Genomic DNA, 16,003 nt, shown 5'->3' on the forward strand with positions numbered 1-16,003 from the left:
CTGAGTCTACTTATCCTATGGTTGGGGCCAATTTCATCACCTGATCATATTGCTGCAACAGACCAAAATCTTGCTGCGCTTCGGGCACCAGGATGCACACCTGCTCACTCATACCTTGCAGCTCCTGCAGGCGCGTGCCCAATTCTCCTGCCTCACTAAACCGTTCTCGCTCGGCATCCCGTCGACATAGATCCATGATCTCATTGGGACACTCCTCTGGGTGCAATACGCGATCCGCTTGCTGAAGTTGACGCACTGCTCCTAATGACAAACGGTTAATATCAGGCGTATATTCAATCCACAGCCGCTGTCCCTGTTTAACCGGGTTGGACTCCAACAACGCCACATAAACCTTTTCTAATTGCTCTCGTGCATGAGCATTTTTGACTTCCGGTTGATCAAAAAATTGCTCCCAAAAAGCACGACGACTATCAAGATCGGTCAACACGCTTTTTATCGAGTTTCGCTTCGAGGCACCGAATTCAGCCAGTAACCCTAAATTATTGGGTAAGATGGCTTCAATCTTTTCTCGCAAATTACGAATTAATACCGGAGACGCCCCACCACTTGAAATTGCAATTTGAATCCGCCCACGCTCTATCATGGCAGGCGTAATAAATTGGCAATAGGGTTGATCGTCCACAACATTGACTAAAATCCCCATCCGCTTCGCATCGTGATACACCTCATGATTCAAACTTGGATTATCAGTCGTTGCCCACACTTGCACGTATTGGGCGTCTAAAAACTGTGCCGAATAAAAGTTTTGAATCCACTCACATTGCCCTGCTTCAACGAGTAATCGCAATGGATCGGCCAATGTTGGCGAAATAATCGTGACACGAGCCCCGGCTCTTAATAAGGCATCGGTCTTACGGCACGCCACTTCGCCGCCACCTACAACAAGTACAGGCTGATCGGTCAATTTAAGAAATACTGGGAAATACTGCATAATGTATGAGGTACCTTCGTTAATCAATCAGTGGTGTCTGTTCCATTTTGGTGCAAAACTCAATCACCCTGACATCCGTTCCATAATATATGTGTGAACTTCATTGGTGATCCAGTGAATCGCTCTGTGGTTTTAGCTTATACCCGCCCTTTTGTTTCACAAAAAGTGCTATTCAAACCACATTCACTACATTGCACCGACTTGGTCACTATTTGCTCTATTTACAAAAGATTGCCATTTGGTCATTCTATTTCTTGAACGATGGGCAAGCATAAAATAAATCAGGTCAAATTTATATGGTGCGGTAGGAATATGCTCTTACTGGATCGTATAAGTCAGTCACACTTACTTGACCCAAGGTCAATAAGCCTGTTTCTAAACGACGGATTACAACATGCCGCCTGTTGGGCGATCGGAAGGACCACGACGTACATAGGATGGATACATAATGGTAAATAATAAAACACTTCTCGCTTGTATCATTGCCGCAAGCACAACAATGATGACCTCCCAAGTCAATGCTGCTGAGCAAAGCACCTTGGATAGTGTGATGAAAAAGGGAGAATTAACGTGCGGAGTCAGCACTGGTTTACCTGGCTTTTCGAACCCAGATGCCAAGGGGCATTGGAAAGGCATTGATGTGGCCTATTGCCAAGCGCTCGCAGCCGCTGTACTAGGCGATAAAAACAAAGTTAAATATGTACCACTCACCGCCAAAGAGCGTTTAACCGCGCTACAAACTGGTGAGATCGATGTGCTATCACGCAACACCACTTGGACCCTGACTCGCGACACCTCTCTCGGACTCAATTTTGCGGGCACCCTGTTCTACGATGGTCAAGGATTTATGGTGAAAAAGTCACTGGGAGTCAATAGTGCGAAAGAGCTTGATGGCGCCTCTGTCTGTGTGCAATCAGGCACCACCACTGAGTTAAATTTGGCAGACTATTTCCGAAAAAATAAAATGAAATACCAGTCAGTGGTATTTGATAAAGTGCAACAAATGGTGGCTGGGTTTGAATCTGGTCGCTGCGATGCAATGACCACCGACCAATCGGGTTTGTACGCCTTACGCCTCACGTTAGCAAAACCCAATAGCGCGAAAGTGCTCCCAGAGATCATCTCAAAAGAGCCCCTAGGCCCTGTGGTTCGTCAAAACGACGACAAGTGGTTTAATGTCGCCAAATGGACATTATTCGCGCTAATTAATGCAGAAGAATACGGCATTACCTCGAAAAATGTCGATCAAATGCTCAAGTCCAACGATCCCAATATACAGCGTATTTTAGGTGTCGACGGTCCAAAAGGATCCGGGCTAGGCATTCGCGATGACTGGGGTTATCAAATTATTAAGCAAGTCGGTAACTATGGTGAAGTTTTCAAACAAGCCGTAGGAGAAGATTCACCCTTAAAAATTGACCGCGGTGTCAATGCTCTTTGGAATGCGGGCGGTTTCATGTATGCCCCACCGATTCGATAACTTTCGAACAGAATAATACGGGCAGTGCGGCGTATCTTGGCCGCTGCCCGTTATGAAGTCGCGTTGGCAGGAGCCTCTTCGCGCAGTTCAAGGAAAGAAGGTTATGTCTTATGAATACCACGACACACAACACGCCAAAAAGCCATTGGTTATACAACCCCAAATACCGTTCCATCGTTTTTCAATTGATAACCGTTATCGTATTAGGTTATGGCCTGTTCACGATTGTAGCCAACACCATGAGCAACCTCGAATCCCGAGGAATTACGACAGGCTTTGATTTTTTAAACCAAACCGCTGGATTCGGGATTGGTTTTACCCTCATTGACTACGATGAAACCTACTCTTACGGAAGAACATTTTTTGTCGGTCTACTCAATACGGCCTTAGTGTCCATCTTAGGCATTATTTTCGCTACGTTGATTGGCTTTATCATTGGCATTGCGAGGCTTTCCCGCAATTGGCTAATCAATCGTTGTGCCGCAGTCTATATCGAAATTTTTCGCAACATCCCGCTCTTATTGCAAATCCTGTTTTGGTATGTCGCCGTACTGCAAACCTTACCGTCGGCACGGCAGAGCTACCATCTGGGTGAGAGCCTGTTTCTCAACGTTCGGGGATTATATTTACCGGCTCCAGTATTCAATAATGGCAGCGGATGGGTGGCAATCAGTGTTCTCGTGGGAATCGGAGCAACACTACTGATTGCCTTATGGACGAAACGACGCTTTTATAACACAGGGCAGACCCATTCTGTCTGGCCTTACGGCTTGGTATTGATTTTTATATTACCGCTTGTCGTATTTTGGTCTTTAGGCAGCCCTATTTCTGCCGACTACCCCGTATTGAAAGGTTTTAACTTTCGCGGTGGCTTAACCGTGCTCCCCGAATTAGTGGCACTTTGGTTTGCCCTCTCAATATATACGGCGTCATTTATCGCCGAAATCGTCCGGTCTGGGATTAACGCTGTCGAGCATGGTCAAAGTGAAGCTGCCATGTCCTTAGGATTATCGCGTAATAAAACGTTACGCTTGATCGTCATTCCTCAAGCGATGCTCATTATTATTCCACCATTAACCAGCCAATATTTAAATTTAACCAAGAATTCCTCATTAGCGACCGCCATTGGTTACCCCGATTTGGTGGCCGTATTTGCTGGGACCACCATGAACCAAACTGGTCAAGCAATCGAAATTATTGCCATGACAATGGGGGTGTACTTAACACTCAGTATTGTGACGTCACTGCTGATGAATCTCTATAACAAAAAAATGGCATTAGTGGAGCGTTAATATGACTCAACATCAATTTCAACCCGACCTTCCCCCACCAACAAAAACCACCGGGATCATCGGCTGGCTCAAAACTCACTTATTTAGCGATGTAATCAATACACTCATGACGTTAGTCATTGGTTACTTTGCACTCAAAGGGATTTGGCACATCGTAGATTGGGCACTAATAAAAGCGGACTGGGTGGGGAACAGTCGCACGGCTTGTCACGGTGAGGGGGCATGCTGGGTGATGATACACGTGCGCTGGGAGCAATTCTTATATGGTTTTTATCCGAGCGATCAGCTTTGGCGCCCACGGCTGTTTTACGCCACGCTAGCACTACTGGTCGCCATGCTAGCCTATGAGAAAATGCCAGCCAGACGTTGGATCTTTGCTTTTTTCATTGGTGTGTATCCCTTTATTATCGCTGGATTACTCTATGGGAATATTGCTGGCCTCAGTACGGTCGATACCCACCTCTGGGGTGGTTTACTGGTTACCCTAGTCATTGCACTGATTGGGATTGTCGTTTCCTTACCAGTCGGTATCGTGCTGGCTTTAGGCCGCCGTTCTACTATGCCAATCATTCGCAGTTTGAGTACCCTCTATATCGAACTATGGCGCGGCGTTCCTCTCATCACAGTACTTTTTATGGCGTCCGTGATGATTCCACTCTTCCTATCTCAAGGGCACGATTTGAATAAACTGTTACGTGCATTGATTGGCGTCGCATTATTTAGTGCCGCTTATATGGCCGAAGTCGTGCGTGGCAGCTTGCAAGCCATCCCGAACGGCCAATACGAAGCGGCGGATGCATTAGGATTGAGTTATTGGAAAAAGATGGGGTTAGTCATTTTGCCGCAAGCGCTCAAAATTACCATCCCTTCAATCGTGAATACGTTTATCGGCCTATTTAAAGATACCAGTTTAGTCATGATCATCGGCATGTTTGATGTATTAGGCATTAGACAAGCGGCCATCAATGATCCGGATTGGTTAGGCTTTGCCACAGAAAGCTATGTCTTTGTCGCTCTTGTCTTTTGGATATTTTGTTTTGGAATGTCCCGTTACTCGATTTGGCTAGAAAAACGCCTGCATACAGGCCACAGATCATAGCAATAAAAAGGAATTTGTATGACGCAGTATCAAGATACCCAGCCCATGATAGAACTGAATAAAATGAATAAATGGTATGGAGACTTTCATGTTTTAAAAAACATCAATCTAACCGTAAAAAAAGGCGAACGCATTGTAATTTGTGGTCCATCTGGCTCGGGAAAATCCACCATGATCCGATGTATTAATCGGCTAGAGGAGCATCAAGCTGGTGACATCATCGTAGCAGGTCGTCCATTAAATGATGATTTAAAGAATATTGAAGCGGTAAGAAAAAACGTGGGCATGTGTTTTCAGCACTTCAACTTATTTCCACACCTCACGGTATTAGAAAACTGTACGCTCGCCCCGCTTTGGGTCAAAAATATGCCCAAAGCTCAAGCACAAGAGCTGGCGATGACCTATCTCGAACGAGTCAAAATTGCCGATCAGACGGAGAAATACCCTGGGCAATTGTCTGGAGGACAGCAACAACGGGTTGCCATCGCTCGCTCACTGTGTATGAACCCGCAAGTCATGCTATTTGATGAACCGACATCTGCACTGGATCCAGAAATGGTTCGAGAAGTCTTAGATGTGATGGTCGAGCTGGCTCAAGAAGGCATGACCATGCTGTGCGTGACTCATGAAATGGGGTTTGCCAAAGAAGTCGCTGATCGCGTTATTTTCATGGATGCTGGTGAAATCATCGAAGAAAACACCCCAACACAGTTTTTTAATCATCCGCAATCAGAGCGTACACAAAACTTCTTGGCACAAATTCTCTCTCATTGAAGTAAACCATAAGTAGCCGAAAGTCAGTCGCACGTTGCTATACCGCGAATGTTCATACAAATCCTACTCATAGACGCTGGACGATCGGCATTTTAGCCGCTTAGCTTAAGCAATAAGACATATCGTGTTACAACTTGCTGATACTGTCATAGCGCAAACTTGATTATGATGAGACATGAAAAATATAAATAAAATCAACGTTAGCACCTTAATGGTTTCACTGTTAAGCTGATAACACTACATAAACCAACGTCGAGAAACGTTAGTAAAGACATTTAAGCTTGAAAAAGTGAACTTTCGGCCCCATAAATGTCTATATGAGTAAACGTAATGCCTTTACGAGGAAGAATATGAATAATTCAATGTACTCTCGCTCAAACACCCAAACTGGTGTGTTGCAAACGAACAAAGTGCTTAAGAATACTTACGCACTGCTTTCTATGACTCTGCTTTGGTCAGCGGTTGTGGCAGGCGTCTCCATGGCGATGAACCTTCCTCGACCAAACATTATCATTATGTTAGTCGGCTTCTACGGTTTGTTGTTCCTAACCGAAAAGAACCGTAATAACGGTATGGGACTCGTCTTTACGTTCCTGTTTACCGGCTTCTTGGGTTATACGTTAGGCCCGATTCTAAATATGTACGTTGGCGCTGGGATGGGCGATGTGATTGTTACCGCTCTCGGTGGTACAGCTCTCGCATTCCTAGGCTCATCCGCGTATGCCCTGACCACCAAGCGTGATCTCTCCTTCTTGGGTGGATTACTGATGGCTGGGTTCGTTGTCCTACTGATCGGCATGGTCGCGAACATCTTCCTACAAATGCCAATGCTTCACTTAGCAATGAGCGGTATGTTCGTGTTGTTCTCAACGGGTGTGATTATGCTGACAACGCAACAAATTGTACGCGGTGGTGAAACCAACTACATTTCGGCAACCGTCTCGCTTTATGTGTCGATCTATAACTTGTTCATCAGCTTGCTCAGCATTCTGGGTGTCATGAACGACGACTAAACAATGCGGTATCAGTGGTTAACCCACTGGAAATCTCACTTAGAAGCCCGAGCCCATCGCTCGGGCTTCTTATTTTCTACTTGAGCCTATGATCGAGCTTCGTTACCCTATAGACAATATCAATACGGAATAACCAAGAATGATTCACTACCAAGACACCCTCATTGAGACTGATGCAGAAGGCTACCTGTTAGATCACACTCAATGGGAAGCTGGCCTGATCCCTGTGTTAGCAGAACATGAAGGCATTGATTTAACAGACGCGCACAAAGAAGTCATTTATTTTGTACGCAACTTTTATGAAGAATTTAATACCTCGCCAGCCATTCGCATGCTCGTTAAAGCCATGGAAAAAGAATACGGCAAAGAAAAAGGCAACAGTAAATATCTCTTTAAGTTGTTCCCAGAAGGCCCAGCGAAACAGGCAACAAAATTGGCAGGTTTACCCAAACCCGCCAAATGTTTATAACCATCACGCAGCTTTATAGCGGCGGTCAGTGGATACGAAAGTCATCAATAGGATGAGTCGGCTCATAGGGTTCTCGAGTGACGTTGTCGACAACAGCTGTTCTTGGACCCTTTTGCAATTGCAAGAATACATCGTCAAGCTGTGATTGATCACCGCATACCACAACTTCAACTCGTCCATCGGATAAATTTTTAGCATACCCGGTCAGTGATCGTTTTAGACATTCGTTAGCGGTAAAATAACGAAAGCCAACACCTTGAACGACGCCAGATACCACCATTTTTTCACACTTCATAATTCCTCACTTCGCTAGTTATGGCTAATTCATACTAACGCGAGAATTTCTACGATCAAACCCTCGATTGAACATCTTGTGACGACCACCGTCACGCGTGAATCATTTGCTTTTCATAGCCAGTTGCCAGACAATACCCGCCTCTTTTATTTTCGATTTGAGTAACACTAATGACATCATCCATCCGTCTAGCCAAAGGCCGTGAAAAATCTGTATTACGTCGCCATCCATGGATTTTTTCTCGAGGCATTCAACACGTCGAAGGCACGCCTGAATCAGGTGAGACTGTTGATGTCTACGCCCATGACGGTCGTTGGTTAGCAAAAGCGGCCTACTCCCCCGAATCACAGATTCGCGCTCGCATTTGGAGTTTTGAAAAAGAGCCGATCGATCGCGATTTCTTTATCAAGCGTATTCAAGTTGCACAGCAATTACGTGACGAAGTGATAAAACGCGATGGTCTGACCGGTTACCGCTTACTTGCGGCAGAATCCGATGGCGTACCGGGTATCACCATTGATAAATACCAAGATTATCTTGTTTGCCAGTTGCTAAGCGCAGGCGCTGAATACCATAAAACACATTTAGTGCAGGCCTTAGTACATTGTTATCCCAATTGTCACATCTATGAGCGCTCTGATGTCGCGGTCCGTAAAAAAGAAGGCTTAGCAGAAAGCATTGGCGTATTGCACGGCGACACACCACCTGAGTCGGTGATTATCGAAGAAAATGGCGTTAAAATCAGTGTTGATATTGTGAATGGACATAAGACCGGATTTTATTTAGACCAACGAGACAGTCGCTTAAACTCAATGAAATACGTTGAAGATAAAGAAGTATTAAACTGTTTTTCTTATACAGGTGGTTTCGGTTTATATGCCCTGAAAGGTGGCGCTAAACGTGTCATCAATGCAGATGTCTCTCAACCTGCATTAGAGAGTGCCAAGTTTAATGCGCAGTTAAATGACTTTGACATTAGCAAGAAACGAGCAGTATTCCTCAATGCAGATGTCTTTAAATTGTTACGCGAATACCGCGATCAAGGAACTCAGTTTGATGTGGTGATCATGGACCCACCTAAATTTGCTGAGTCAAAAGCACAATTGAATGGTGCTTGTCGTGGGTATAAAGACATTAATATGTTAGCAATGCAAATTTTAAAACCGGGTGGCACACTGCTTACCTATTCCTGCTCAGGCTTAATGGATCAAGTGCTTTTTCAGAAGATCATCGCCGATGCGGCTTTAGATGCCAAACGGTCAGTTAAATTTGTTGAACGCTTTGAGCAAGCCGCTGATCATCCAATCGACACCGCCTACCCAGAAGGTTTTTACCTGAAAGGATTTGCTTGTAAAGTATTATAATCAACAGAATGCTTAGTATTAAAAGGAGCCATAGATTAAATATCTATGGCTCCTTTTTATTATTTAAGCCATTCATTTGGTTATACAAAAAATAATAACATACAAGTATTATTAAAATTATCATATAAAAACAAATATTGTGGAATCAATGTTTGTTTTCAAGTATATTTGCTTGCACCATATTACTGTAAACGCTTTCATTTATATTCATTCCGAACTTGGGTTATCTGTGTTGAGGGAGCCATGTTAGCCACATTAAAATCTGATATTCGCGGCTCTATTGGCCTTTTTAGTGTTGTCGTTATTGCAAATATCCTCATTTGGGATTGGGCGTTGATCGCGTTTGCCCAAAGCTCGGCCTTGTTTGCCATGGCGTCTATGTCATGGATGCTTGGCATACGCCACGCACTTAGCCCTATCCATGTCGCAGTTATCCAGAATTCAACGCGTAAACTCATGCAGAACCGAGCTTACATTCCGGTGAATGTCGGCACTTACTTTTCTCTTGGGCATGCCACCATGATCATTCTGATTACTATCATAGTGAGTGCGTTGATTCATCAATACCCAGCAATAACCCAGACGATGCTTCACTTAGGGCACAACGCTGGCCATTTCATCTGCGGGAGTTTTTTACTGACGATTGCCACTTTAAACGGAATCGCGCTCAGAAAACTGTGGAAAAATTATCGCCACGCCAAAAAGAACACACCGATGGGTAAAACCGCGTGTACACCACTAGCGAAAGTGTATACCTTTTTGGATAAACGTTTAAAAAGCAGTAAGCAAATGTATTTCATCGGATTTATATTCGGCTTGTGTGCCATGACCACCACTGAGCTCAGTGTGATGTCGATTGCGATGTCCTACGTAAAAACGGGCATTTCAATCACCACAATGATCATTTTCTCTGCCCTGTTTACCCTAGGGATGTTACTCGTCGATAGCATTAATAATATCGCAGTGGGGCATGCCTACCGTTGGACTCTCGACAATCCATTTTTAAAGCTCTATTACAATACAGCCTTAACTGTCGCCTCCATAATAATGGCGATTTATGTTGGCACACTGTGTTTAATTTACGCCATTACCCAATATTGGCCACTTAATCCATCACTCAGCGCAGACTTCACGTATATTGCGCAAGTCACTCAGCACATCGGCTTAATGATGATTGTGACACTCTTGATCTTTTGGATAGTCGCCTTTTGCCATTATCGCTGGCGTGGCTATTACCATAGGGCGGTTTATCACCCTCAATAAGCACTTATCGGCCTTATTGAGGATGGAGGCGTGATATCACGCCTCTACAAAACACCTTTCCAAATCCGCTCAGGCAACAGATAAACCCCAGCCCCCTGCTGCTGCGCTTCGGGGCTCACAATATGACCAATGCCTGCCACCATTACGGCTAAGGTGACATCAAACGCATTCAAGCTGTCGCCATAACCGGCAGTGAGATTAAACATCGAACCGTTTGCCAATAAATAGACCGTCTTATCATGCCAAGTATAGGCATTGATGTAGGGCATCGGCTCACTCATCACCGCATTAGATCGCAGATAATCAACGGCAATCTCTTTTGCCACGTGCCCGACATTTAAAACAAACGCACCTGATTTCATGGCCTCAAGATGATGCGCACCAATGACATTCTCAGCCCCGGTCGCCGTTGCAAAAACATCACCATATTGTGCCGCCTCATCGAGAGTCACCACATGCCAACCATCGTATTGAGCTTGCAGTGCTCGAGCCGGATCGCGTTCAACAATTTCAACTTTTCCACCGTACGCTTTGGCCGATGTTGCTGTGCCTTGTCCGACTAACCCATAACCAATAATAATCACGACTTTCTCGTGCAACGTTAAGTGCGTGGTTTGAAAAAAGGTATGCCAAGCGGTCAAGCCAACCATGTGTCGGTTATGCAAGCCTTCTTTTACTGGCAAGTCATCCCAATTGAAGATGGGATACTGGGGGGTAACGCCAGCTAAACGACTGATCCCCGAACCGGTCGCTTCTAATCCCGCCACAATCGAGTTAGGACGGCCAGTTTGATGGAAACGTGTCGTCAAATCAGCTCCCATCTCACACAAATGCGTGGGCTGCCAAGCCAACGCGTTATCAAACGACCGCTGCCAAGCGTTGTCATCCATATCACGCCATGCCTCACCAACAGCGCCTTTGCTTTTTAAGTGTTCGACAACCTCATCTTGTACCGTCGTTGGATTACACGTCGTCAAATAGATAGCAGCACCTTTGTCGAGCAGCCCCGCCACCAGCGGTGCCATTTTTAAATCTAAGTGCATATTGCACGCTAAACGCACTTGGCTTAAATCAGGTAAAGCTTCTAACGCGTATTTGGTGCGAGGCATGTGCTGAGTTGCCCAACTCAGTTCAGCTGTAAAGTCCTTGTACATGAATTCCTTCCCATCTCGTCATGCAAAATAATTCAATCAATGACTATATAGGAAAGTCGATCCTTCGCCTAGGAGCAAAGCCATCGACTCTCATTGACGACATAATTTAGGATTTAAATACCGGTAACGCCATGCCATCTTTCACTAAATGTTGGCTCGCTTTTTTCACTACCGTATCCAGTGGGCATAGCGTCCCGACGTCAGTGTTGCGGCAGCCGGGGAGATGCAAATCTACGTGCAATAGCGGATGCTGATGATCCAATGTCGTTAGATTTCTCCATTGATCCAGACTGCGCGCAGAGAAGCGTACTCGGACCCAAGGTTGAGTACTGTTCGCTTGATGAAAACGAGCAAAGCTCAGTGTTCCACCGGGAGGAATATCGTTACTCGGGTAACCGGCAAGTGTCCAAGAAAAGCCCAGTAAGGTTTGAAGTTCTGCAATGTTTGAATCATGCCCAACTAACATCACTAAACGATGCCGCAGACGTGTATCTCCCGGCCATTGTGCTTGCAATGCCGTGCCAGAGGTGAGGGCTGATAACACTTGGCGCATCAATAACGATCCGCTGTGCGATGCGAACTCCAAGGTATTGAGTGCGTAGTTGTACTGCGCGGCATGAATCGCCATCAAGGCTTTGACGGCGTCGGCATCGCTCGCATGTCCGAAGGCAACCTTGTCCAGCGGCAAGTTATCACTGTATTGCAAACGAATGGTCTCACCAATCGTCGCCCCCAGTTTACCCGGCCCGGTTAACATTGGTTTACCTGTCGATTTAAAGGCCACTCCCCAAGGCTGATCAAGAAACCTACACTCATCGGGTGCGCAGACCGTCGAGCGCAATAATGTCACAGCATCATGATAACGCTCTCGAGCGTGTTGCGGTGAGATCATGCGCGCCATAATCTGCTGGCGCATAATGTCTTTATCCATATGGGCTGCATGCAGATGATACAATTCAAACAGTGGCCCATATTCCGCATCGACACTAAGTGGTGCGATGCCACACCCTGGGAACATACCATCAGCCATCGCTTTTCCTGTTGCCTTAATGCGCTGTTTCGGGCTGGTCCATAAAAAAACATTCTCATGGGCACTGGCACAATCGGTGGCTAACGCCAAGCCTTGCCGTTTCCACTCAGCCAATTGATAACGCCCTTGCTGCCACATCCCAGTATAACCGTGTCCCGTTAAATGACCGTCAGCAACGGTAAAACGAGGCCATACTTTCCCCGTCCCTTTATCCAGTTTTTCACTATTGGTTTGTGGTCGCACACCATGACGAGTCACCGTCACCACTTTGTCTAAGGTATAGTCGCTCGCCTGCACTGAGCAAGCCACACTCGCCATACTAACAAAAATGACGATCAGGGATTGTTTTGTTAAATACCACATATTTCAACTCCTAAAAGGTATATTTGAAGCCAACTTCAAATTCAGTTTGACGACGGTCACTACTTTTGCTGACGGATTCATTGGTCAACTCTAAATACGGTGCGAACGCATGAGTGACAGGATACGCAACCGTGATGGCTTGTTCGTAATCATGACGACTGTGATCATATAACGCGCTATCACCATGGTAATAGGTATATTGATAACCAATACCCACATGGTGAAACGTGGTATTCACCCCAATATCAACACGATGCTTCTTACGTGTTGGTTTATACGCATAGTCCGAGATCTCATAGCGATAACGGCTGGTCAATGTTAGTGCAGTTAACGCCTTATATTTGAATTTAATAAAGGGTTTGTACTTATAGCTATCTTGCTTGCGTGCCCACGACACGCCAGGTTCAAGCGTCAAGTGGTCAGCGGCCGCTAACGGATAACTCAACTTCAACTTGGTTTCGTGCCAACGTTCATCATGAAAAGCAATCCCTGCCTCACCATTCTTTTCCTCATTAGGTTCAAATTTCAATGCCGCGGAAATCTTCGGTCCTATAGACAAATGATGACTGACACCAATTTCGTCGGTGTGCGTTTTTGCAACATCTTCGTATTGATGACTGTATGAGACGCTGGTCGCTTGGGCATTCAGAGAGACCACTATAGCGCATGTGGCTAGTGACCATATCCTTGTTTTTTTCATACTAGGTTCCTATCTAGTGATATATTGTCAACGTGATTTAAAAAATGGCACGTCTATTACGTTAAGAAAGAATCAGGCGTAGCAAGCCCGCCGGGCTGAGCAATGACGCTCAGCGTGGTGAAATAATGGGTCTATAAACAAGACGACGTTGTCGTCCGCCTTTGACTGATAGTTGCGGCTAACTTGGCCTGACAGTCTTACGCCACACAGGCGAGGCGGTAAATAATTGCGTTAAAGAAGTGGCCCCTCGCCCTTCAGGTGCAAGTAACTGATTAATCGCGGCGGCCATATGCTGTAACGGCTGAGCAAATGTGGTTAATTGATAAGCGCCCCAACCCGCTTGTTCGATATCGTCAAACCCTACGACACACAGATCCTCTGGAATACGCAAACCGAACTCATAGCGCGCAACGTCAATCACACCACAAGCCACCAAATCGGTGACACAAAATACCCCATCGGGACGATGACGACGTGCAAATAGCTGACGAGCCATACGCGCTCCGCCTTCATAAGACGTCGCTTCACACCGGTATACCGAGCATTCCTGTCCGCTCAGGGCCGCAGCCTGTAAAAAGCCCTGCTCGCGGCTGACCATACTCGGCGACTGTATCTTCGATGAAATAAGAGCGATGTTGTCACACTGAGCACGCGCCAACATCCCATAGGCGTCACTCATGGTGTGGCGGTAATCAATGCCTACGTGGTCGACACCATCAAACTGCCCTAGGCGATTGACGAGCACCACTTGCTGACCACTTTGTACACACTGTTCAACGAGCGAGGCTTGTGGTGTGCCCGACAATACCACCGTGGCCGCTGCGCGATAATTTAACGTCTGCTTAAGCGCTTGATTGGCACTGGCTTCACCGCCAGCCGTATTAATCACCATCACGGCACGTTGCGATAGCTGGAGTTGTCGCGTCAATTGGTCTAACAGGCTGGCTTGGAATGGCTGAGCCAATTTTCCCCCCAGAATACACACAGGTCGGCTGTCTTCTTTGGATAACCCCCTTGCCAACATATTGACGTGATAATTGAGATCCTTAGCAGCGGCTAACACTTTACGCCGCGTTTCTTCGGACACACTGCACCCGGGAGTAAAGGTGCGAGAAACCGCAGATCGGGATACCCCCGCTTGCCGTGCAACATCACTGGCTGTCGCCACCGGAAACATTTTCGTCTTATTCATCATTTACACACCTTAAGAGAGGTGTCTACATCCGCTCCCTGACGGTGGGCACCATCAACAAACGTCTTGCTCATGGTGCTATCCCAGCCAAGGCGGCTCGCCAATTGAGCATCTTCCTGATTGCTGATCGCGTGATGCATGGCAATCGCATATTCACCTAGCGCAATCAATTCTGGTTTTGGCGTTTCATGCCACTCTTGGGGGTGCAACTGGCGTTTTTCACGAATATGGCCAATGGCGGCTTGCAGTGAAGGAAATTGCACGGGATATTCCAAATGTAAAAAAACCGCCACCACAATGACCGAACGACTGCGGCCGCCACGGCAATGCACCAACACATTACCGTGATCGTGATGACGATAGGATGGCTTATTAGGTAAACGTTGCAACAAGGCCGCTCGCAGGAGTTGATAGCCAGCATACACCTGCTCGGGCGTGTTGCCCGGCCCATCAATCAACCCTAATTTATAATAGCGTAGCGCGCCGGCTCCATGCATAACCCGATGCGCCTCCATGTCTTTGCCTGGCTCAATGACCCAATCAATATCTAAATTAACGGCGCAGTTCACGACGGTTTTAATGCCATGCTCAGCCAGTAAGGTGAGATCCGTTGCCCCCGCAGCACCTCCGATGTAGAGGTCTGCCTGCCATCCCGGTAACTGCGGATAAATTAAACTGATGGGCGGCCGAGGATAGTGGAACGTGGCTGGTGGCTTGGTGGTCGTGCTCGCCACGCCAGCGAGTGGAATGTGTGTCAACGAAGCAAGTCGCGACGCAAACTCGGCTGAGGTTGCCAATATAGCGCCTCCGGAAAAAATATCGCTCATCGTTTGTGGGTAGTCGCCTGTTTTTCCCTGAGCTTCACGCACCATGAGCAGCCCAGCTAAACAATCCCACGCATTCATATGTAATTCGATATAGCCATCAATTCTTCCCTCGGCGACCCAAGCCAATGCTAAAGCCCCAGATGCGCCTCGCCTTACGTTCGCCCCACAGTCGAGCATGGCCGAGAGGGTGGAGAGATAACGAGACCGAGGCACACGATTCGACCAACCGAGCTCAAACGTAGCCGCAGCCCAAGATGAGGTGCGAGAAACGGTCATCAATACGTCATTTTTATAGGCTAAGCCGCCACGTCGTGCTCGGTACAGCTCATCGCTCACGGGGTTATAAATTGCGCCTAATTCCGTGACTCCAGCATGGACAAACGCAATCGACACGCAAAAATGTTCAATTCCTCGAGCAAAATTGGCCGTACCATCGATGGGATCGATCACCCACATCGCCTGTTCATCCGCGCCCCGTTTTCCCGACTCTTCGCCGAGTACCGCATCATGGGGAAAGTGTTCTCGCAAGGCCTCAATGATAAAACGTTCGACTTGCCCATCCGCTTCGGTTAAATAATCTTGGGTCCCTTTCAATTCATATTCACCCGCCGCGCGAGAGCGGAACAAGGCCCATGCCAGCTCCCCTGCTTGCTTAATAATGGTATTCAGCGCTGCTTCACGTTGCGCAATATAGTGCTTCAAAAGTCTGTCCTCATAAATTTTGATGGTTCACGTC

The 16,003-nt window shown here is 46.6% G+C and carries 15 protein-coding genes; 8 read left to right on the plus strand and 7 right to left on the minus strand.

Going from position 1 to position 16,003, the window contains the following annotated elements; genetic code table 11:
• Positions 1 to 10: 10 nt before the first annotated feature.
• Complete coding sequence (locus tag EAE30_RS12250) at positions 11 to 952, minus strand: precorrin-2 dehydrogenase/sirohydrochlorin ferrochelatase family protein (protein ID WP_123016174.1); 942 nt, start codon at positions 950 to 952, stop codon at positions 11 to 13.
• Between the two features lie 448 nt (positions 953 to 1,400).
• Between EAE30_RS12250 and EAE30_RS12255 the strand changes: the two genes are divergently transcribed.
• From EAE30_RS12255 to EAE30_RS12280, 6 genes are all read left to right on the plus strand, one after another.
• On the plus strand, positions 1,401 to 2,432 hold the full coding sequence (locus tag EAE30_RS12255; protein ID WP_123016175.1) for an amino acid ABC transporter substrate-binding protein: 1,032 nt from the start codon (positions 1,401 to 1,403) through the stop codon (positions 2,430 to 2,432).
• A 110-nt stretch (positions 2,433 to 2,542) separates the two neighbouring features.
• On the plus strand, positions 2,543 to 3,724 hold the full coding sequence (locus tag EAE30_RS12260; protein WP_123016176.1) for an amino acid ABC transporter permease: 1,182 nt from the start codon (positions 2,543 to 2,545) through the stop codon (positions 3,722 to 3,724).
• A 1-nt stretch (position 3,725) separates the two neighbouring features.
• Entirely contained in the window at positions 3,726 to 4,823 is a 1,098-nt protein-coding gene (locus tag EAE30_RS12265) for an amino acid ABC transporter permease (protein WP_123016177.1), read from the plus strand.
• A gap of 18 nt (positions 4,824 to 4,841) precedes the next feature.
• Entirely contained in the window at positions 4,842 to 5,597 is a 756-nt protein-coding gene (locus EAE30_RS12270; protein ID WP_123016178.1) for an amino acid ABC transporter ATP-binding protein, read from the plus strand.
• Positions 5,598 to 5,947: 350 nt separating this feature from the next.
• Positions 5,948 to 6,610, plus strand: coding sequence for a Bax inhibitor-1/YccA family protein (locus tag EAE30_RS12275; protein WP_123016179.1), 663 nt, complete (start codon positions 5,948 to 5,950; stop codon positions 6,608 to 6,610).
• A gap of 139 nt (positions 6,611 to 6,749) precedes the next feature.
• Positions 6,750 to 7,079 carry a TusE/DsrC/DsvC family sulfur relay protein gene (locus EAE30_RS12280; protein ID WP_123016180.1) on the plus strand — a complete coding sequence of 110 codons (330 nt, stop codon included), beginning with the start codon at positions 6,750 to 6,752 and terminating at the stop codon, positions 7,077 to 7,079.
• A 25-nt stretch (positions 7,080 to 7,104) separates the two neighbouring features.
• Here EAE30_RS12280 and yccX read toward each other — a convergent pair whose 3' ends face one another.
• Entirely contained in the window at positions 7,105 to 7,374 is a 270-nt protein-coding gene (gene yccX, locus EAE30_RS12285) for an acylphosphatase (RefSeq protein ID WP_123016181.1), read from the minus strand.
• 170 nt (positions 7,375 to 7,544) lie between these two features.
• Here yccX and EAE30_RS12290 point away from each other — a divergent pair, with 170 nt between their 5' ends.
• Complete coding sequence (locus EAE30_RS12290; protein WP_123016182.1) at positions 7,545 to 8,738, plus strand: class I SAM-dependent methyltransferase; 1,194 nt, start codon at positions 7,545 to 7,547, stop codon at positions 8,736 to 8,738.
• Between the two features lie 243 nt (positions 8,739 to 8,981).
• Positions 8,982 to 10,001 carry a HoxN/HupN/NixA family nickel/cobalt transporter gene (locus EAE30_RS12295; RefSeq protein ID WP_164711854.1) on the plus strand — a complete coding sequence of 340 codons (1,020 nt, stop codon included), beginning with the start codon at positions 8,982 to 8,984 and terminating at the stop codon, positions 9,999 to 10,001.
• Positions 10,002 to 10,045: 44 nt separating this feature from the next.
• Here EAE30_RS12295 and EAE30_RS12300 read toward each other — a convergent pair whose 3' ends face one another.
• The 5 genes from EAE30_RS12300 to EAE30_RS12320 form a co-directional block, all read right to left on the minus strand.
• Positions 10,046 to 11,155 carry an NAD(P)-dependent oxidoreductase gene (locus EAE30_RS12300; RefSeq protein ID WP_123016184.1) on the minus strand — a complete coding sequence of 370 codons (1,110 nt, stop codon included), beginning with the start codon at positions 11,153 to 11,155 and terminating at the stop codon, positions 10,046 to 10,048.
• A gap of 106 nt (positions 11,156 to 11,261) precedes the next feature.
• The gene (locus EAE30_RS12305) at positions 11,262 to 12,548 is read right to left on the minus strand and encodes a histidine-type phosphatase (protein WP_123016185.1); all 1,287 of its coding nucleotides are present in this window, start codon (positions 12,546 to 12,548) and stop codon (positions 11,262 to 11,264) included.
• A 10-nt stretch (positions 12,549 to 12,558) separates the two neighbouring features.
• Positions 12,559 to 13,248: an oligogalacturonate-specific porin KdgM family protein gene (locus tag EAE30_RS12310; protein ID WP_123016186.1), complete on the minus strand. Its 690-nt coding sequence runs from the start codon at positions 13,246 to 13,248 to the stop codon at positions 12,559 to 12,561.
• Between the two features lie 178 nt (positions 13,249 to 13,426).
• Positions 13,427 to 14,443 carry a LacI family DNA-binding transcriptional regulator gene (locus tag EAE30_RS12315; RefSeq protein ID WP_199287052.1) on the minus strand — a complete coding sequence of 339 codons (1,017 nt, stop codon included), beginning with the start codon at positions 14,441 to 14,443 and terminating at the stop codon, positions 13,427 to 13,429.
• Positions 14,440 to 15,969 carry an inositol monophosphatase family protein gene (locus tag EAE30_RS12320; protein WP_123016187.1) on the minus strand — a complete coding sequence of 510 codons (1,530 nt, stop codon included), beginning with the start codon at positions 15,967 to 15,969 and terminating at the stop codon, positions 14,440 to 14,442. Before EAE30_RS12320 ends, EAE30_RS12315 begins: the two co-directional genes overlap by 4 nt.
• Positions 15,970 to 16,003: the final 34 nt, after the last annotated feature.

The organism is Vibrio zhugei, assembly GCF_003716875.1.
Taxonomy (GTDB): domain Bacteria; phylum Pseudomonadota; class Gammaproteobacteria; order Enterobacterales; family Vibrionaceae; genus Vibrio; species Vibrio zhugei.